The sequence below is a fragment of the Aeromonas sp. LsrichE-8G genome, from assembly GCF_022869435.1.
Classification (GTDB): Bacteria; Pseudomonadota; Gammaproteobacteria; order Enterobacterales; family Aeromonadaceae; genus Aeromonas; species Aeromonas caviae.
Window position 1 is genome coordinate 1 of sequence record NZ_JALIHH010000255.1, and the last position, 19,788, is coordinate 19,788.

A 19,788-nucleotide genomic window follows, 5' to 3' on the forward strand; every position below is an offset into this window, starting at 1 on the left:
GGCTAATCGCAGCTTCAAGGATTACGACGACATCCTTGATGCCTGCACATCGGCCTGGAAGCACTTTATTGCCGATGTGGAGCGGGTGATGTCACTTTGTAGCCGAGATTGGATAAAACTGACCTAATGTTTAATCCGATTGGTATGACAGGGAACAATGCTTTCCCCACCAATGGCTCCACGACGGATCTCGCCTGTACCAACAACGGCAGCGCGGCGTTGAGCCAGAAGGACTACCGCACTGTCACCAGCAGTGGTTGTCAGCTGACGATGACCGCCCAGCCCGGTTACCAGGTCAAGAGCCTTACCATGAGCAATGGTGGCACCCTGACCCTGGGACCGGGAGATCACTTTTTCGAGACGCTTTCCCTCGATAGCACCACCATCAAGTTGCAGAGTGTGGATCAGGCGTTGACCCGGATCTTCGTCAAGAATACCCCTACCTTGCAAAACAATTTCTCGCTCAATGCGGGGGGCAAGCAGAACCTGATCTGGGTCAGCTACGGCGACTTCGCCATGCAGAGCGGCTCTTTTGTTGGTTACCTCTATGCGGGTGGCAAAGTGACCCTGAGCAACCAAGCGACCCTGACTGGCCGGATCACGTCTAGAGCATTGGAAGTCAGGGATAATAGCGTGATCAACAAGGGAGATGCAGTGCTCCCATCGTCCACCTGCAAAAACATCTTTACCGATCCCCCCTCTGGGGGGGTCATCATGACCCCTCCACCCGGCATACTGGAGCCGCCGCTCGGCGATCTCAGCTGCGAGGAGAAGAAGGGGGTGACCACCTGCACGGGGGCACCGAATAACAGCAACGTCTTTGCGCCTGGCGATCACGACTTCAATCGAGGCAGCTTCGGAAATGACGCTGCGCTGGTTACCACCGGCGTGACGGCACGGCTCTATTTCAACGAACTCACCTTGAACAATGCCCAGCTCAACGTGGGTGGTGCACCGGAAAACCTGCTGATCTATGTCAAGGGTTTGCTCAACGTGGTGGGCCAGGTCCGTATCAATGGCATCCTCTATGTAGCGGGCGACGTCAAGATGACCGGTAATTCGGAGCTGAGGGGGGCAGTTGCCGCCGGCGGCAGCGTCGATCTGGGCGGCAGCAACAACTTCCAGTTTGTACAAGATGCGGTCGACAAAGTCGATTTTGGCGATATCACCTGCGGCGGCGGCTCGGGGGGAAGCCAGCTCGATCACTTCGAACTCTCCCATTCCGGTCAGGCGCTCACCTGCAACCCCGAGACCGTGGTCATCAAGGCCTGCGCCAACGCGGGTTGTTCCCAGCTCGTCACCGAGCAGGTCAGCGCTACCCTGAGCCTCTCTCCCAGCTCTGGCAGCAATGGCTGGGTCGGTGGCAATCAGGTGGTCTTCAGCGGGGGCTCGACCTCGGCCCAGCTGCGTAATAATACGGCCAGTGCCGTGACCATCGGGGTCTCAAGTTCGACCCCCGGCTTCCTCCATGGAACCCTGTGCCGGGCGGGTAGCGGGGCACTGAGCGCCGCCGCCTGTACCTTGAGCTTCGCCGACAGCGGCTTCATCTTTGACGTGCTGGACACCCTGGCCAACAGACCCCAGCAGGTGCAGCTCAAGGCGGTCAGGAAAGACAATGTGACCCAGCAGTGCGTGCCGAGCTTCGCCAACGTGAGCAAAGCCGTCAGCTTCTGGAGCGACTACGTCAGCCCGGCGACCAACACCTTCGGCAGCAGGGTGATGGTCAACGGCAGCGCCATCGCCACCGCGCAGGGGGCGGCCACCCTCAGCAACCTGAGCTTCGATGCCAAAGGGGAGGCGACCCTGACGGTCAGCTACCCGGATGCGGGCCAGATGCGGCTCAACGCCCGCCACGATGGCAGCGGCGACACGGCGGGTCTGGTGATGACGGGCTCGGATCTCTTCGTCAGCCGCCCGGTCGGGCTCTGCATCACCCCTGCCCAAGGGGCCTGCACGGCAGGGGATGTCAGCTGTCCGGTGTTCAAGAAGGCGGGCGATGACTTCCAGCTGAATATCGGCGCCGTGGCCTGGCAGGCCGATAACGACAGCGATTTTTGCAGCGGCAATCTGGCGACCCCCAACTTCACACTGGCCAAGATAGCGCTTGGCAGCCAGCTGGTGGCCCCCAAGCCCGGGGTCGAGGCGGTGGTCAGCAAGCTGAGTTATGACCATGCCATCACGGCCAGCAACAACCTCAATGCCGTCACCCAGTCGCTCAACGAGGTCGGAGTCTTCCAGATGACGGCGACACCGCCGACCTCAGGCTACTTCGGTTCCACCATTCCCGCCGCCACCAGTGTGCCGGTGGGGCGCTTCGTGCCCTGGGATTACAGCTTAAGCGGCGGCTTTATCACACCTGCCTGTAACATCTTTACTTATATGAGCCAGCCCTTCCAAAGTGGTTTTATTATCAAGGCTCGTAACAATCAGGGAGTAACCACGCAGAATTATAAAGAGGGCTTCGCCAAGGGAATTGCACAGATGGTCGCGGCCAATGCCCTCGACGGGGTGGACCGTTCAACACGCTTCTCCATGTCTCCCTCTCTGAGCTGGATCGATGGCGTTGCCACGGTGGATCAGCGGGATAATACCCGATTTGATCGGGGGGCAGCCCCGGAAGAGCCGCTCTCCCTGCTTGATATCGGCCTGCGAATGGATGACAAAGACGGGGGGGAAACGGTACTGACAGGGGCTGATATGAACCCCGGCGTTGCGGGGGGATGTCAAGGGGTTGGTTGTAACGCCATTCGGCTGGGAACTCAGGAGCTGCGTTACGGCCGAGTGCTGGCCAGCACCAGACAAGGGGTCGCCAGCGCCCCTCTGATGCTGCCGTTGCAGGTGCAGTATTTCGAAGGAGCGGCGTGGAAAATCAACCAAGCGGATGTTTGTACACAGCTATCTCTTGCCAAAGGAGGTTTTGTTCCATTGGATCCGACGCACAAGATCAGTCTCAATAATGGTTCTTATGAGGTCACGGGTCAGGTACCAGGAACCATGCCGCCGCAATCTTTCAGTAGCACTTTGACGCTCAGTGGTCTGGCTGCGCCAGCCAGTGTAGCGACGGCAAACAAAGGTGAGATCCTGTTTCATTTCTCTGCGCTAGTACCAGTACCAAATAAAGTTGTTGGCATCCCCTACAAGGTGGAATTGTCGAAACAGCCGTCACGGCCACTCTGGCTGTCGGATCCACTTACTCAGGCGGGGGAGGCCATTTTCGGCTCCACTCGAGGTAACGATCGCATTATTTATCGCCGCGAAGTGATGCCCTGACACCCGGGCTGACACGGGGAGATAGACGCATTGCTGTACAGTGGCGTCTTATCTCCTTGTTTCGTAGTGTTTGTCGGCCTGAGCGGGTGAGTGATGACTCGCATTTTTGTCGCGCCTGATTGATTGGCGACAGTTTGAGCGCTTGCCCATTGGGGTGGGCATTGGTAAAGTTAGCCGGTTTTCTGCACCTCCAAATTCTTAGGATTTCCCGTAGCCATGTTCAAAAAGCTCAGAGGCGTCTTTTCCAACGATCTGTCGATCGACTTGGGAACTGCCAACACCCTGATCTATGTAAAAGATCAAGGGATCGTCCTTAACGAACCCTCAGTTGTCGCCATTCGCCAAGAGCGCGGGAACGCCAAATCGGTCGCTGCTGTCGGTCATGCCGCCAAGCAGATGCTGGGTCGTACCCCGGGTAACATCTCCGCCATTCGCCCGATGAAAGACGGCGTGATCGCCGATTTCTACGTGACCGAGAAGATGCTGCAGCACTTCATCAAACAGGTTCACGACAACAACTATTTCCGCCCCAGCCCGCGCGTGCTGGTGTGCGTACCCTGCGGCTCCACCCAGGTGGAACGTCGCGCCATCAAGGAATCCGCTCTGGGCGCCGGCGCCCGCGAGGTTTACCTGATCGATGAACCCATGGCTGCCGCCATCGGTGCCGGCTTGCCGGTCTCCGAAGCGACCGGTTCCATGGTGGTGGACATCGGTGGCGGTACCACCGAAGTGGCCATCATCTCCCTGAACGGCGTGGTCTACTCCCAGTCCGTCCGTATCGGTGGCGACAAGTTCGACGAAGCCATCATCAGCTACGTCCGTCGCAACTACGGCAGCCTGATCGGGGAAGCCACCGCCGAGCGCATCAAGCACGAGATCGGCTCCGCCTATCCGGGCGAAGAGGTGCGCGAGATCGAAGTGCGCGGTCGCAACCTGGCCGAGGGTGTGCCCCGCAGCTTCACCCTGAACTCCAACGAGATCCTGGAAGCGCTGCAAGAGCCGCTCTCCGGCATCGTCTCCGCCGTCATGGTGGCCCTGGAGCAATCCCCGCCCGAGCTGGCGTCCGACATCTCCGAGCGCGGCATGGTGCTGACCGGTGGTGGTGCCCTGCTCAAGGACATCGACCGTCTGCTGATGGAAGAGACCGGCATCCCGGTCGTCGTGGCTGAAGATCCCCTCACCTGTGTCGCCCGTGGCGGTGGCAAGGCGCTGGAGCTGATCGATATGCACGGTGGCGATCTGTTCCACTACGAATAAGACCCAAAGCCGGCCGAGCGCCGGCTCTTTTTTGACGACTCATGAAACCCATCTTCGGTAGAGGCCCTTCGCTTCAGTTACGGTTGTTTCTCGCCGTCATCATCTCCGTCGCTGCCATCGTCGCGGATTCCCGCTTCGGTGTGTTCAGCCATGTCCGCGTTTATCTGAGCTCCCTGGTGAGCCCGCTGCAATACATCGCCAACGCCCCCGGCACCCTGCTCGACACCATGTCGACCCAGGTGCAGACCCGCGCCGATCTCATCGAGCAGACCAAGCAGCAGGAGCAGCAACTGTTCACCCTGCGCTCGCGCCTGCTCAAGATGGATCAGCTGGAGCACGAGAACCAGCGTCTGCGCGAGCTGCTGGGGTCGCCGGTACACAAGGAGTCCCGCAAGATGGTGGCAGAGCTGCTGTCGGTGGATTCCGACCCCTTCAGCCATCAGGTGCTGATCAACAAGGGGGCGCTGGATGGCGTCTACAACGGCCAGCCGGTGATCAACGATCAGGGGGTGGTCGGTCAGGTGCTCCACGTGGGCTCCACCACCAGTCGCGTCCTGCTCATCACCGACTCCAGCCACGGCATCCCGGTGCGGGTGCTGCGCAACGACTTGCGCGCCATCGCCTCCGGCAGCGGCGAGCTGGACAAGCTGGAGCTGCGCAACCTGCCCCGCAACACCGACGTCCAGGTCGGCGATCTGCTGGTCACCTCGGGCCTGGGCGGCCGCTTCCCGGAAGGTTATCCGGTGGCGACCGTGACCCGCTCCGACTACGTGGAGGGCAAGCCCTTCGCCCAGATCGAGGCCAAGCCCCTGGTGGCGCTGGATCGTCTGCGCTACCTGCTGCTGCTGTGGACCGACAAGAAACCGGAAGTACACGACAAGGATGCCCTTGAGCCTGCGGCGAGCGCCTCGGCGGCCACGGCAACCTCGGCGGCGGGGGCGACGCGCTGATGCTGCAACCCGCCAGCGGCAGGATCTGGATCTGGTGTTCGATTCTGCTGGCCCTGTGCCTCTCCATCCTGCCGCTTCCCTTTCAATTCGAACCCTTCCGTCCGGACTGGCTCGCCATGGTGCTCATCTACTGGGCGCTGGCGCTGCCGCACCGGACCAACGTCGGCACCGCCTGGGTGGCGGGCCTGCTGCTGGACGTGCTGCTCGGCAGCACCCTCGGCGTGCGGGCCATGGCCATGGCCATCACCACCTACCTGGCGGCATTCCAGTTCCAGAAGATCCGCAACTTCTCCCTCTGGCAGCAGGCGCTGATCATCGGTCTGCTCTCCCTGGTGGGGAAGATCACCGTGTTCTGGGCGGAGCATCTGTTCAGCCGGGCCAGCCTCAACTTCGCCTACTTTTGGTCGACGTTGACGACGATGTTAATATGGCCCTGGATTTTTATGGTCTTGCGCAAGGTGCGGCGTCGCTTCAATATCAAGTGAATGTGAATAAAAACAACGCATTGTAACTGCGCATCGTCTCATTGAGTGAAGTATGAACAAGCACAACGAACTGCAACTCTATCTCGCCTCGGGCTCCCCCCGCCGGCACGAGCTTCTGACCCGCCTGGGCTACCGTTTCGAGGTCCTCAAGCTGGATGTGCCGGAGCTGCGCAACGACGGTGAGAAGCCCCAGGATTACGTCTGCCGGCTGGCTCGCGACAAGGCGATGGCCGGTGTGGCCGCGGCGCCGACGGCGCTGCCTGTGCTGGGGGCCGACACCATAGTGGTGCTGGGGGAGCGGGTGCTGGAGAAACCCTCCGACCTGCTGGACGCCAAGGACATGCTGGAAGCCCTCTCCGGGCGGGTACACCAGGTGATGACGGCGGTGGCCCTGGCCACCCCGGAGCGGTGCGATGTGCGGCTGGTTACCACCAACGTGGCGTTTCGCAAGCTGGACGAGGCCGAGATCGAAGCCTACTGGCGCACCGGCGAGCCGTGCGACAAGGCGGGCGCCTATGCTATCCAGGGCATTGCCGGCAAATTCGTCAGTCGCCTCGAGGGGAGCTACAGTGCCGTGGTCGGCCTGCCCCTGCTGGAGACGGACCTGTTGATCAAGCAGCACCTCGAGCAGACCCGGTAATCCTCTCGTCAGCAGTGCGCTGCTGAGTTACCCGTTGTTCGTCGTGCCAGAATTCAAAACTAGAAAGGCAAGGTAACTTATGTCGGTAGAACTGCTGGTAAACGTCACCCCCTCCGAAACCCGGGTCGCCCTGGTCGAGAACGGTCTGCTGCAGGAAGTGCATGTGGAGCGTCAGGCCAAGCGCGGCATCGTGGGCAACATCTACAAGGGCAAGATCAGCCGCGTGCTGCCCGGCATGCAGGCCGCCTTCGTCGACATCGGCATGGACAAGGCCGCCTTTCTGCACGCCTCCGACATCGTCCCCCATACCGAGTGCGTGGCGATCAAGGAGAAGGAGCAGTTCCAGGCCGGCAACATCGCCGAACTGGTGCGCCAGGGGCAGGACATCATGGTACAGGTGGTCAAAGACCCGCTCGGTACCAAGGGGGCCCGCCTCACCACCGACATCACCCTGCCATCCCGTTATCTGGTCTTCATGCCGGGCAGTGCCCACGTGGGGGTCTCCCAGCGCATCGAATCCGAGGCGGAGCGCGAGCGCCTCAAGCGCACCGTGGCCGGCTATGTGGACGAACTGGGCGGCTACATCATCCGCACCGCCGCCGAAGGGGTGGGGGAGCAGGAGCTGGAGCAGGACGCCGCCTTCTTGAAGCGTCTGTGGCGCAAGATCCTCGAGCGCAAGCAGAAGTACCCCCCCTGCAAGATCCTCTACGAGGATCCTAGCCTGGCATTCAGGGTGGTGCGTGACTTCGTCGGTGCCGAGCTCGACAAGATCCGGGTCGACTCGCGCCAGAGCTTCGATCAGCTCAAGCGTTTCACCGAGGAGTACGTGCCCGAGCTTGCCAACAAGCTGGAGTACTACACCGGCGAGTCGCCCATCTTCGATCTTTATGACGTGGAGAACGAGATCCAGCGGGCCCTGGAGCGCAAGGTGGAGCTCAAATCCGGCGGCTATCTCATCATCGACCAGACCGAAGCCATGACCACGGTGGACATCAACACCGGGGCCTTCGTCGGCCATCGCAATCTGGAAGAGACCATCTTCAACACCAACGTCGAGGCCACCGCCGCCATCGCCCGTCACCTGCGCCTGCGCAACCTCGGCGGCATCATCATCATCGACTTCATCGACATGCAGTCCGAGGATCACCGTCGTCGGGTGCTGCACAGCCTGGAGCTGGCGCTGGCCAAGGACAGGGCCAAGACCAACGTCAACGGTTTCTCCCAGCTCGGGCTGGTGGAGATGACCCGCAAGCGCACCCGGGAGAGCCTGGAGCACGTGCTCTGCGCCGAGTGCCCCGAGTGCAAGGGGCGCGGCCGGGTCAAGACGGTGGAGTCGGTCTGCTTCGAGATCCTGCGGGAGATCATCCGGGTCAACCGCGCCTACGACGCGGATCAGTTCACCGTCTATGCGGCCCCCTCGGTGGCCGATTACCTGCGGGGGGAGGAGTCCCACAGTCTGGCGGAGCTGGAAGTCTTCATCGGCAAGCAGGTCAGGGTGGTCTCCGAGCCGCTCTGTGGGCAGGAACAGTTCGATGTGGTGATGATGTAATTGGTCTATCGCTGGCTGAGTCGGGGCTGGTTGGCCCTCGGAGTCTTCTTCGTGCTGCTGGCCGTTCTGGTCAGCGTGGTACGACTGGGCGGCCCTTTGCTCAACCAGCACCGGGCGGCCGTGATAGGGACCCTGCTCGGGGAGAGCCAGCTCGAGGTGAGTGTGGATCACGTCGGGCTGGAGTGGACTCCCCGCGGCCCGGCCATCGGGCTGGAAGGACTGGCCATCGCCCCCGATTCGGGGCGTTTCTCCCTGCGCCTTGGCAAGGTGTGGGCCCACCTCGACTTCTGGCGCTCCCTCAACGAACTCAGACCGGTGTTTGGCCAGTTGATCCTGAGCGACGGCAACATCGCGCTGGACATGACCCAGCCCGCCACTCCCGTCAGCGGGAAGAGCGCGAACCAGCAGGAGGCCCTGCTGCGCTTCCTGCTGACCCAGCTCTCCACCTTCGACATTCACGACACTCGCCTGAGCCTCACCACGGCACTGGGGGAGGTGCGCGCCCTCGACATCGCCCAGTTGCGCTGGCAGAACCGCGGCAAGCGGCATCAGGGGGTCGGCAAGGCCTATCTCATCAACGGGGTGGGGGAGAGCACCCTGGACCTCATCATCGATGTGGATGCCCCCGAGGTGCGGCTCGACCGCCTCAAGGGCCAGCTCTATCTGGGGGCCCGGGAGCTGGACATCAGCCCCATGCTGGCCCGGATCCACGCCGGCGCGCCGCCGGTGAGCGGCCAGCTCGACTTCCAGCTCTGGAGCGAGTTCGAGAAGGGCAGGCTCGGCAACTCCCTGCTGGCCTTTGGCAACAACCACCTGATCTGGAAGGACGAGATCAAGGGAGAGCCGCACCGCCTCGACTTGCAGGGGGGCAAGATCCAGCTGCGCCGGGACGGCGAGGCGTGGCAGCTCGCCAGCCACGACGTCATCTTCAAGCTCGATGGCGCCACCTGGCTGCACAGCCGCCTGCAGCTCGAGCGCATCGGCTCGCGCATCCAGGGCTATGTGCCCGCCATCGATCTCGACCAGATTGCCAACCTGAGCCAGCTGGTCTCCGGCCTCTATCCCGAGCTGACCGAGACCCTCAAGCGCACCCGGCCAAGGGGCCAGTTGCAGGAGCTGGTCCTGCAAGCCGACGGGGACTGGCAGGGGCTCTCTTTGCAGGGGCAACTGCGCGGCTTCGGGACCCGGGCCTGGCATGATGTGCCCGGCCTGCAAAAGCTGGACGGTGACTTCTGGCTGACCCCGAACGGGGGGCGTGCCCGCCTGACCCTGGGCAAGGGCAAGGTGGATCCGGCCCGCCACTTCAAGGAACCCATCCCGGTGGACAGCCTGAGTGCGGCCCTCGACTGGTGGCGGGCGCCGCAAGGCTGGGTGCTCTATGGCCAGGACATTGCCCTGGACAACCCGGATCTGCGCCTCGCCAGCCGGTTTCGCCTCGAGCTGTTCGAGCACCCCTTCCTCGCCCTGACCGGGCGCATCGACGTCAAGAACGCGGCCCATGCGGATCGCTACTACCCCCTGGCGGTGATGGATGAGGGGCTGGTGAGCTACCTGAGCGGCGCCATCAAGGGGGGCAAGGCCAAGGGGGCCGACCTGCTCTGGTACGGCGAATTCCGTGACTTCCCCTACGACAACGGCAAGGGCGTCTTCCAGGTGGCGGTGCCGCTGCAACAGGCCACCTACGAGTTTTTCCCGGGCTGGCAGCCGCTGACCGACCTGCAGATCGATCTGCTGTTCCAGAACGCCAGCCTCGACATGAACAGCCGCGCCACCCAGCTCGGCAAGGCCAGCTCCGACTCGGTGCACGCCTGGATCCCGGACCTCTATCCGGGTGCTCACCTCTACGTGGATGCCAGGGTTGAGGGCGAGGGCAAGGCCATCAGCGACTATTTGCAGGACTCGCCGCTGGGGGGATCCGTCGGTCAGGCGCTGCGGGAGGTGGAGATCCGCGGCCCCATGAAGGGCACGGTGAAGCTCGACATACCGCTGGATGGCGAGGGGGAGGTCAAGGCCAGCGGGGAAGCCAGCTTCAAGGACAACAAGGTGAGGATCGCCTCCCTGGATCTGCCCCTCGACGGGGTCGCAGGGACGCTCGAGTATGACAACGAGCAGACGCGCATTCACAACCTCAAGGCCAGCCTGTGGAACCAGCCGCTGACCCTGGATTATCAGGGGCGGCAACTGCCCCACGGCTATCAGGCCGACCTCAAGTTCCAGGGGCAGTGGGACAGCCGCCGCCAGCGCCGGGACATACCGGCCCTCGAGATGCTCCAGGGGCGCAGCAACTGGTCGGGTACCCTGGGGCTGACCCTGCCCGAGAACAAGGCGTTCAGCTTCCAGCTGGCGCTGGACTCCAACCTGCAGGGCATGGGGCTGGATCTGCCCGTGCCCCTGACCAAGGCGGCGGGTACCCGGCTGCCCCTCAAGGTGACGGCCCGTGGGCGGGATGGCAGCGCCGACATCCGCGCCGTGCTGGGGGTGGACATCGACATGCAGAGCCGCCTGGTGTACGGCGACGGCGTGCCCTATCTCAGCCGGGTGCGGGTCAACATCGGCCAGCCCGGGGCGCGGGTGATGCAGGACAAGCCCATGCTGCTCGCCATCAACCAGCAGCAGGCGGACGTAGCCGGCTGGCTGGCACGTCTCAAGCAGTGGCTGCCTGCTGGCACGGCGCCGAGTGACAATGCGGTGGTGGGTCCCGCTTTCTTGCCCCAGGAGTGGTGGGTAGATGGCCAGCTGGCCCGTGCCGACATCGGCAGTGCCAGCCTCAAGGCGGTGCACTTCACCCTGGGGCCGGTGAACCAGGCCACCGAGGTGATGATCGACAGCCCCGACGTGATGGGGGTGGTGCGGGTGCCGGTGGCCGATGGGCACCCCATCGATGCCAAGTTTGCCCGTATCTACTGGTCCGGCAAGGGGACCGATCTCAGCCCGGATCCCGATGAGCGCCAGGACAGGGCCATCATGGACGCCATTCCCTGGCTCACCTTCAGTTGCGTGGATTGCCGCTTCGGCGAGCTGCCCCTGGGTGAGGTGCAGGGGGAACTGCTGCCCGGGGCCAACCGGCTGGATCTCAAGGGGCTGGAGATGCGCCTGGCGGGCAGCACCCTGCGCGGCAGCGCCGAGTGGCTGGCCCGTGGCAGCCAGATGCAGACCCGTGCCAGGGTGAACCTCGAGACCCGCAACAGCGAGCTGCTGCTCAAGCGGCTCGGCTACACCTCGCCCATCGGGGATGCCCCGGGCAAGCTGGCGCTGGATCTGAACTGGCGTGACGTGCCCTACCGCCTGAGCCTGCCGACTCTGGCGGGCAGCGCCGACTACCAACTGGAGGGAGGGACCCTGCGGGAGGTCAACGACAAGGGGGCCCGGCTGCTCTCCCTGCTGAGCCTCGACTCCCTGATGCGCAAGCTGCGCCTCGATTTTCGCGACGTCTTCGACAAGGGCTTCTATTTCGAGTCCATGTCCGCCTCCGCCAAGGTCCATCAGGGGGTGGTGGAGAACAACGACTTCTACATGAAGGGGGCCGCGGGCAACCTGCGGGGCAAGGGTATCGCGGATCTGGTGCGCTGGCGGCTCGACTTTGATCTGAGCTTCTCCCCGAACCTGGGGGGCACCCTGCCCGTGGTAGCGGCCTTCTCCCTGACTCCCATCACCGGGCTCTATGTGCTGGCCCTCTCCAAGCTGCTGGAGCCCGTGGTGGACGTGGTGACCCGCATCGATTTTCGGGTCTCCGGCCCGCTGGACGCCCCCAGGCTGGTGGAGGCGGGGCGGGATCGCGCCCGCATCAAGCTCAACCAGCACCAGAAGGATGCGGTGGATGCGGTGGCGCCCGGCCTGCCCGCCAAGGAGGTCACCCCCTTCCTGCTCGATCCCAAGCATCAGGGCTCGGGTCAGCGCTGAGGGCATACACCGGGCTGGGGGACTTTCCCCCGGCCGCCAAACCCCTCATAGTGCGGATATTGCCCCGCGAGCCGAGAAGGCCTTCTGTCACCGGTCACCGGCTCGCCCAACAGATGAGTGCGGATATTGCCCTGCGAGCCGAGAAGGCCTTGTGTCACCGGCTCGCCCAACAGAAGAGTGCGGATATTGCCCTGCGAGCCGAGGAGGCCTTCTGCCACCGGCTCGCCCAACAGAAGGAGCGCGTCATGTGGCTAGCCGCCATGCAGTTGATTTCGGGTCGTACCTGGCAGGATAACCGGGAGCGGATCGCCGCCGAGCTGGCGAGTCTGCCCGGGGAGCGCCCCTTGCTGGTGCTGCTGCCGGAAAACTTCGCCCTCTTTGGCGAGCGGCAGGGGTATCTGGACGGGGCAGAGCCATTGGGAAATGGCCCAATCCAGCAGCAACTCTCTGATTGGGCCAAATCCCACGGCATCTGGCTGGTGGCCGGGGCCATGCCCACCGCCATCGCCGGTGCCGACCACATCCACACCAGCACCCTGGTGTTCAATCCCGACGGCGAGCTCAAGGGGCATTACCACAAGATCCACCTGTTCGACGTGGACGTGGCGGACAATCACGGCCGCTACCGGGAGTCGGAGACCTTCAGCCCGGGTGATCAGCCTGTGCTGGTGGACTCCCCCTTTGGTCCCCTCGGCCTTTCTATCTGTTATGATCTGCGCTTTCCCGAGCTGTACCGCCAGTTGGCCCGGGCCGGTGCCCGGGTGCTGCTGGTGCCTGCCGCCTTTACCGCCGTCACCGGCGAGGCGCACTGGGAGCCCCTGCTGCGGGCCCGTGCCATCGAGAACCAGTGCTACGTGGTGGCCGCCAACCAGGGGGGCACCCACGAGACAGGGCGTCAGACCTGGGGCCACAGCATGGTGATCGACCCCTGGGGCCGGGTGCTGGCCTGTCGGGCGTCGGGGCAGGGCACTGTGCTGGCGCCGCTGGATGGGGCCCTGGTCGATGAATTGAAACGCACCATGCCGGTGCTGCAACACGCCCGCCTGTTGTGAGCCCGCGGCCGTGGATTTAACCGTTACGACATCTCGCATGAGAGTGGAGAGAAAGATTTGAGTCTATTGAGCCAGGTTAGTGCCTCCCTGTTGGCCCCGAACGATCTCGACGAAGGGCGGCTGCAACAGCTGCTCGGCAGCCTGATGAGCCATCAGGTGGAGTTCGGCGACCTCTATTTCCAGCGCAGCTGGCACGAGTCCTGGATGCTGGAGGACGGCATCGTCAAGGATGGCAGCTACAACATCGATCAGGGGGTGGGGGTGCGCGCCGTCAGCGGCGAGAAGACCGGTTTCGCCTACTCGGACGAGCTGAGCCTGCTGGCGCTGCAACAGTCGGTGACTGCCGCTCGCGGCATCGCCGCCGCCGGTGCTCACGGCAAGGTAAAAGCATGGGCTCGCACCGAAGCAAACCTGCTCTACCCGGCGCTGGATCCCCTGCAGACCCTCGACAAGCAGCAGAAAATTGCCCTGCTGGAGCAGATGGACAAGTTCGCCAGAAGCCTGGATCCCGCCATCAATCAGGTGATGGCCTCCATCAGCGGGGTCTATGAAGAGATCCTGGTGGCCGCCACCGATGGCACCCTGGCCGCCGACGTGCGTCCGCTGGTGCGCCTCTCGGTGACCGTCATCGCCGAGAAGGGGGATCGCCGTGAGCGCGGCAGCGCGGGGGGCGGTGGCCGCTTCGGTTACGACCATTTCCTTGAGCTGGACGGGCTCGAGAGCCGGGCGTTTGGCTATGTGCGCGAAGCGGTGCGCCAGGCACTGGTCAACCTGGAGGCCATCGACGCCCCGGCCGGCACCATGCCGGTGGTGCTCGGTGCCGGCTGGCCCGGTGTGCTGCTGCACGAGGCGGTGGGTCACGGTCTGGAAGGGGACTTCAACCGCAAGGGCTCCTCCGCCTTTGCCGGGCGCATCGGCGAGCAGGTGGCTTCCAAACACTGCACCATCGTCGATGACGGCACCCTGCCGGGTCGGCGCGGCTCCGTCTCCATCGACGACGAGGGGACGCCGGGGGGCTACAACGTGCTGATCGAGAACGGCATCCTCAAGGGTTACCTGCAGGACAAGCAGAACGCCCGTCTGATGGGGGTGTCGCTCACCGGCAACGGCCGCCGCGAATCCTACGCCGCCCTGCCGATGCCGCGCATGACCAACACCTACATGCTGGCGGGTCAGTACGATCCAGCGGAGATCATCGCCTCGGTGAAGAAGGGCATTTATGCCCCCAACTTCGGTGGCGGCCAGGTGGACATCACCTCCGGCAAGTTCGTCTTCTCCGCCTCCGAGGCCTACCTCATCGAGGATGGCAGGATCACCGCGCCCATCAAGGGGGCGACCCTGATCGGCAACGGCCCCGAGGCGATGAGCCAGGTTTCCATGGTGGGCCGTGATCTCGCGCTGGATCGCGGGGTCGGGGTCTGCGGCAAGGAGGGGCAGAGCGTGCCGGTCGGCGTTGGCCAGCCCACCCTCAAGCTGGATCAGCTCACCGTGGGCGGTACCCAGTAAGGTCATACACCTTTGTAAACCCCGGCCCGGCGCCGCAATGCTGTTCAGATAAGCACTTTTTTGACTGATTATTCATAAATTGGATTTGAGTTGAGGGGGCAAGGCTGTGTCCAGTCGATCTTCCTCCAGCCTTTATCCAGCGGGGCTTGCAATAGAAAGAGGGAGGCATCATGCCTCCCTCGATTTTTTGTCCTGATACTACGTGGACTGGAACTCAAATTCTCTTAAGTGAACAGCATTGCGGCCCGGCGCCGGGGTTTTTATTGGAAGGCGCAAGCAATAAAAAGCCCCGGCAGGCGCCGGGGCTGGGAAAGGGGTCGGGTCAGTTGACCGAAATGGCGCGGGCGTCGATGAAGAAGCGGGCGTGGCCGTGGTCATCCACCCTTATCTGGGCGAGCAGGCGATCCTTTCGCTTGAACTCCCATCCTGTCTTGATCCGGGTCAGCGCGGGGCTGGCGGCACCGACCACGTTCAGATACTCATGAAACAGGCTGTAGCTTCCAATCTCGGTCAGCATCTTTTCCATTTGCATATCTCCTCAAGTGATGGGGTCAGCACATGCCACGCTAGCGGCAACCTTCTGAACCCTGCCTGTACAAAAACCAGACTACCCCATCAAGATGAAGGCAATATGATCAGGCGCAAGATCAGGAGGGATTTGCACGAAAAATGACACCGTTTTCAATCAGGGCTCGCGCGGCACGGCGAGATGATCGAGGGCGGTAGATCCGGCATGGGTCGGCAAGGCGGCAGCGGGTTGTTCCATCACCTGGCCATGGAAGACGGGATCCTGCGCCACCTCCTTGACGCCGTTGATGCAGAACTGCATACCCATGCACACCAGCAGGAAACCCATGATGCGGGTCATGGCGTCGATGCCGGTGGCTCCCAGGATCTTGCACACGGGATCTGCCAGCTTGAGCACACCCCAGCTGATCAGGCTCATCAGGGCGAAGGCGGTGACCATGGCGGCATAGATGACGACGCGATCGGCCTCGGCCGGCAGCTCGGCGATCTGGGCCGCGCCGCTGATCACCAGCGCCATGGTGCCGGGTCCGCACATGCTGGGCATGGTCAGGGGCACGAAGGCGATATTCTGGTTGGCCTCGACCCCGGCAGACTGGTTTGGCGAGGGGAACAGCATGCGAAAGCCGATGAAGGCGATGATGAGGCCACCGGCCAGGCGCAGGCCGGGAATGGAGATCCCGAACAGATCCAGGATGGAGGATCCGATGAAGAAGCTGACGCACAGGGTGGCGAACAGATAGAGGGCGGCCATGTTGATCTGGCGGCGAATGTGCTCGCGGGACATGCCCTTGCTCAATCCCAGCAGCAGGGTGGCCGTGGTGGGCGGGTTGACCATGGGCAGCAGGGCCAGCAAGGCGAGAAAGACGACCTGGAAGAACATAGTGGACCTCGGGCAGATGGACGGATTGGGGTGAGCTGGCAGGTCCGCAGCGGACCGCCACCCGGTCGATGATATCCGCAAAGAACAAGCCCCGACAGTGCGGGGCTTGCTTGGGAAGGATCAGGCGGCCTGCGGGGTGGCCTGGCGTTGGCCGCGCTGGCGCAGCCAGAGCCAGATGCCGAGCACGAAACCGAGGGCGGCCAGGCTGACCACATAGTGGGAGGGGGCCAGCACGTCCTCCTTCATCCAGAGGGTGACCAGCATGGGGGTGAGACCGCCGAAGATGGCGTAGGCCACGTTGTAGGAGAACGACAGCCCGGAGAAGCGCACCACCGGCGGGAAGGCATTGACCATGACGTAGGGCACGGCGCCGACGATCCCCACCGCAAAGCCCGCCAGCATGTAGAGGGGCACCAGCTGATCCGTGCCGGCTGCCAGGCTGTGGTAGAAGGTATAAGTGGCGCCGGCCAGCAGCAGGGAGCCCAGGATGAAGGTAGGACCGCTGCCGATGGCATCGATCAGGCGACCATAGACGATGCAGCCCAGGGTGAGGGCGACGATGGCCAGGGAGTTGGCGGTCAGGGCATCGGCCGGGCTGATGCCGTGGACCTTCTGCAGATAGGTCGGGGTCATCAGGATCACCACTACTATGCCGGCGGAGAGCAGCCAGGTCAGCAGCATGGAGACGACGACGCTGCCCTTGTGTTCACGCAGCACCGTCTTGAGGGGCAGCTCCTCGGCCAGGGACTTGTTGGCCTGCATCTCGGCGAAGACCGGAGTCTCGTGCAGCCAGCGGCGCAGGTACATGGCGACGATGCCGAACACGCCGCCGAGCACGAAGGCCAGACGCCAGCCCCAGTCGCTCACATCGCCCGGGCTCATGCCACGGTTGATGGCGGTCGCCACCAGGGAGCCGAGCAGGATGCCGGCCGTCAACCCCGCGGTGAGGGTGCCGCAGGCGACACCGACCCGGCGGGCGGGCACATGTTCGGCCACGAAGACCCAGGCACCGGGGACTTCCCCGCCGATGGCGGCCCCTTGCAGGATCCGCAGCAGCAGCAACAGCAGGGGGGCGGCGATGCCGAGCACGGCGTAGGTGGGCAGCAGGCCGATCAGCAAGGTCGGCAAGGCCATCAGGATGATGCTGAGGGTGAACATCCGCTTGCGGCCGATGAGATCGCCAAAGTGGGCCATGATTATGCCCCCCAGGGGGCGGGCCAGGTAGCCGGCGGCGAAGATGCCGAAGGTCTGGAACTGGCGCAGCCACTCGGGAATGTCGGCCGGGAAGAAGAGCTCGCCGATGACCACGGCGAAGAAGACGAAGATGATGAAGTCGTAGAATTCGAGGGCGCCGCCCAGCGCCGCCAGGCTCAGGGTCTTGTAATCCTGTCGATTGAGGGGGCGACCGTGGTCGTGCGATGTGCTGACTTTACTCATATCCTTATGTTTCCCATCGTTTTTTTAGTTATTCTCCCCGGTGTGCTGCGGGGATACGCTCACCCACGAGGGTATGCTTTTGTGTCCCGCAATGTAAATCGCACAATTCGCAACACTGTCTTGCAGCACGGTGCGGCAAGAAGCTGGAGAGATCATGACGAAGAAAAAGGTACTGCTCTCCTGGAGCAGCGGAAAAGACAGCGCCTGGGCCTTGCATCGCCTGCGCCAGGATCCGGCCATCGAGGTGGTGGGGCTGTTCACCACACTCAACCAGGCGTTCGAGCGGGTGGCCATGCACGGGGTGCGCAAGCAGTTGCTGTTGGCACAGGCTGAGTGCGTGGGCTTGCCGCTGACCACCATCGACCTGCCCTGGCCCTGCAGCAACGAGGAGTATGGGCGCATCATGACGGGCTTCATCGCCGATGTGCAGGTCAAGGACATTTACCACATGGCGTTCGGGGATCTCTTTCTTGAGGATGTGCGCGCCTATCGGGAGCGGCAACTGGCGGGGACCGGCATCACGCCGCTCTTCCCGCTCTGGGGCAGCGACACGACCGAGCTGGCGCAGGCGATGATCGACGCCGGGCTCAAGGCCAGGGTCTGCACCCTGGATCCGGGCAAGCTGGACGCCGGGTTAGGTGGTCATGAATTCGGTCCGGCCTTCCTGGCTGCCCTGCCCGCCGGGGTGGATCCCTGCGGCGAGAACGGGGAATTTCACACCCTGGCCTGGGACGGCCCCATGTTCCTGCATCCCCTGCCCATCCGGGTGGGGGAAACGGTGCTGCGGGACGGCTTCGTCTTCACCGATCTGCTGGCGGAGGATCCCGAATGAGGGAAGACCCCCTCGGGTGAGAAAGGAAAGGGGCCGGCTCCGTGAGGAATCGGCCCCTTTGCGTTTGCCCCCTTCAGCGGGCGGCGAAGGTGTCGCAACTGGCGGGCTTGCCGCTGTCAAAACCGCGTTTGAACCAGGTGAGGCGCTGGGCCGAGGTGCCGTGGGTGAAGCTGTCAGGAACGACCCGGCCCTGACCCTGCTGCTGCAACCTGTCGTCGCCGATGGCCTGGGCGGCGTTGAGCGCCTCTTCCAGATCGCCGCGCTCCAGCACCTGCTCTTTTTCCATGTAGTGGCCCCAGACCCCGGCGAAGCAGTCCGCCTGGAGTTCGAGCTTGACCGACAACCGGTTCTGGGCGACCTGGCTCAGCCCCTGTTGCTGCTGGCGCACCTTGGTGGAGATACCGAGCAGGTTCTGCACGTGGTGGCCCACCTCATGGGCGATCACATAGCCCTGGGCGAAGTCGCCGTCGGCCCCCAGCTTGTCGCGCATGTCCTGATAGAAGGAGAGATCGATGTAGACGGTACTGTCGGCCGGACAGTAGAAGGGCCCCATCACCGACTGCCCCTGGCCGCAGCCGGTGCGGGTCGCACCGCGATAGAGCACCAGTCTGGGGGCCTGATAGTGGTTGCCGCTTTGCTGGAACATCTCGCCCCAGGCGTCCTCCGTGGAGGCGAGCATCACCGAGGTGAAGCGGGCGAGGGGATCGTTGGCAGCCTGGGACGAGTTCTGACGCTGGGGCTGGCTCTGCGGGGCCGGATCCTGCAGCAGGGGGCCGAGGTCCACGCCGTAGTACCCCGCCACCATGACCACCACCAGCAGGATCAGGCGCCCCTTGCCACCGATGGGCAGGCCGCCGCCCCCGTTGCCGCCGCCTTGCTGGCGTCGGTCTTCCACATTGTTGCTCTCACGGCGATCTTGCCAGCGCATATCCCCATCTTAAATGCGAAAGGGGACTCCCTCCGACGTAGGTGGGAGGGGAATTTCGCCGGGGCGTCAGCCCCGCTGGTTTTGAATGTATTGCTTGATCACCTCCAACGGTGCTCCGCCGCAAGAGCCCGCAAAGTAAGAGCGTGACCAGAGTACGGGTTTGCTGTAAGCACCTCTCAAGTCCAGAAATTCATTACGCAGTCGCCTTGATGTGACCGCCTTTAACGAGTTCACCAGTACCGATAGCTGCACCGTTGGCGCGTACTCTATCAGCATGTGAACATGATCAGCCTCTCCGTCACACTCTTTCAGTTCCGCACCAAAATCTCTGCAAACCTCTGCCGCACACTGACCGAAGGAAGCGTGATGCAGATCCCCCAATATCGGCTTTCGATACTTGGTGATAAACACCAAATGTACGTGCAAAACGTAGGCCGCATGGCGTGATTTATTAATTTTAGTGAATTGCATTCTGTCACTCAATCGGGCTTAATAGATATGGCAATAATGCTACACACTGAGCGCTAAATGCAAATTCTGAAAGCCTACAAATTCCGACTCGAACCGACCGAAC

General features: G+C 63.1%; 15 protein-coding genes and 1 pseudogene. 11 read left to right on the plus strand and 5 right to left on the minus strand.

The window, feature by feature from the left end; translation table 11 throughout:
• From MUW49_RS20805 to tldD, 10 genes and pseudogenes are all read left to right on the plus strand, one after another.
• A pseudogene (locus MUW49_RS20805) lies at window positions 1–127 on the plus strand (IS630 family transposase); the annotation flags it as partial.
• 17 nt (window positions 128–144) lie between these two features.
• Window positions 145–3,270, plus strand: coding sequence for a DUF6701 domain-containing protein (locus MUW49_RS20810; RefSeq protein WP_244813165.1), 3,126 nt, complete (start codon window positions 145–147; stop codon window positions 3,268–3,270).
• 216 nt (window positions 3,271–3,486) lie between these two features.
• Window positions 3,487–4,527, plus strand: a complete 1,041-nt coding sequence (locus MUW49_RS20815) for a rod shape-determining protein (protein ID WP_005308111.1) — start codon at window positions 3,487–3,489, stop codon at window positions 4,525–4,527.
• Window positions 4,528–4,568: 41 nt separating this feature from the next.
• A complete protein-coding gene (gene mreC, locus MUW49_RS20820) occupies window positions 4,569–5,477 on the plus strand; it encodes a rod shape-determining protein MreC (protein WP_029313545.1) in 909 nt (302 codons plus the stop codon).
• Window positions 5,477–5,962 carry a rod shape-determining protein MreD gene (gene mreD / locus MUW49_RS20825; RefSeq protein ID WP_010672635.1) on the plus strand — a complete coding sequence of 162 codons (486 nt, stop codon included), beginning with the start codon at window positions 5,477–5,479 and terminating at the stop codon, window positions 5,960–5,962. The genes mreC and mreD overlap by 1 nt, the downstream gene beginning before the upstream one ends.
• A gap of 52 nt (window positions 5,963–6,014) precedes the next feature.
• Window positions 6,015–6,602, plus strand: coding sequence for a Maf family protein (locus MUW49_RS20830; protein WP_010672636.1), 588 nt, complete (start codon window positions 6,015–6,017; stop codon window positions 6,600–6,602).
• 79 nt (window positions 6,603–6,681) lie between these two features.
• Window positions 6,682–8,151, plus strand: a complete 1,470-nt coding sequence (rng, locus tag MUW49_RS20835) for a ribonuclease G (RefSeq protein WP_010672637.1) — start codon at window positions 6,682–6,684, stop codon at window positions 8,149–8,151.
• Complete coding sequence (locus MUW49_RS20840; protein WP_052815348.1) at window positions 8,152–12,051, plus strand: YhdP family protein; 3,900 nt, start codon at window positions 8,152–8,154, stop codon at window positions 12,049–12,051.
• Window positions 12,052–12,296: 245 nt separating this feature from the next.
• The gene (locus MUW49_RS20845; protein WP_052815368.1) at window positions 12,297–13,103 is read left to right on the plus strand and encodes a carbon-nitrogen hydrolase family protein; all 807 of its coding nucleotides are present in this window, start codon (window positions 12,297–12,299) and stop codon (window positions 13,101–13,103) included.
• A gap of 57 nt (window positions 13,104–13,160) precedes the next feature.
• A complete protein-coding gene (tldD, locus tag MUW49_RS20850) occupies window positions 13,161–14,609 on the plus strand; it encodes a metalloprotease TldD (RefSeq protein ID WP_052815347.1) in 1,449 nt (482 codons plus the stop codon).
• A 322-nt stretch (window positions 14,610–14,931) separates the two neighbouring features.
• Here tldD and MUW49_RS20855 read toward each other — a convergent pair whose 3' ends face one another.
• The 3 genes from MUW49_RS20855 to MUW49_RS20865 form a co-directional block, all read right to left on the minus strand.
• Window positions 14,932–15,135, minus strand: coding sequence for a hypothetical protein (locus MUW49_RS20855; RefSeq protein WP_041212219.1), 204 nt, complete (start codon window positions 15,133–15,135; stop codon window positions 14,932–14,934).
• A 159-nt stretch (window positions 15,136–15,294) separates the two neighbouring features.
• Window positions 15,295–16,017: a MarC family NAAT transporter gene (locus tag MUW49_RS20860; RefSeq protein WP_052815346.1), complete on the minus strand. Its 723-nt coding sequence runs from the start codon at window positions 16,015–16,017 to the stop codon at window positions 15,295–15,297.
• A gap of 120 nt (window positions 16,018–16,137) precedes the next feature.
• Window positions 16,138–17,454: an MFS transporter gene (locus MUW49_RS20865; protein WP_039040437.1), complete on the minus strand. Its 1,317-nt coding sequence runs from the start codon at window positions 17,452–17,454 to the stop codon at window positions 16,138–16,140.
• Between the two features lie 154 nt (window positions 17,455–17,608).
• Between MUW49_RS20865 and MUW49_RS20870 the strand changes: the two genes are divergently transcribed.
• Complete coding sequence (locus MUW49_RS20870; protein ID WP_052815345.1) at window positions 17,609–18,286, plus strand: ATP-binding protein; 678 nt, start codon at window positions 17,609–17,611, stop codon at window positions 18,284–18,286.
• A gap of 73 nt (window positions 18,287–18,359) precedes the next feature.
• On the opposite strand, the gene MUW49_RS20875 is transcribed toward MUW49_RS20870, so the two are convergent.
• Together MUW49_RS20875 and tnpA are read right to left on the minus strand one after the other, a co-directional pair.
• Window positions 18,360–19,214, minus strand: a complete 855-nt coding sequence (locus MUW49_RS20875) for a neutral zinc metallopeptidase (protein ID WP_109111810.1) — start codon at window positions 19,212–19,214, stop codon at window positions 18,360–18,362.
• A 66-nt stretch (window positions 19,215–19,280) separates the two neighbouring features.
• Window positions 19,281–19,685 carry an IS200/IS605-like element ISAs26 family transposase gene (gene tnpA / locus MUW49_RS20880; protein ID WP_010674034.1) on the minus strand — a complete coding sequence of 135 codons (405 nt, stop codon included), beginning with the start codon at window positions 19,683–19,685 and terminating at the stop codon, window positions 19,281–19,283.
• Window positions 19,686–19,788 lie beyond the last annotated feature (103 nt).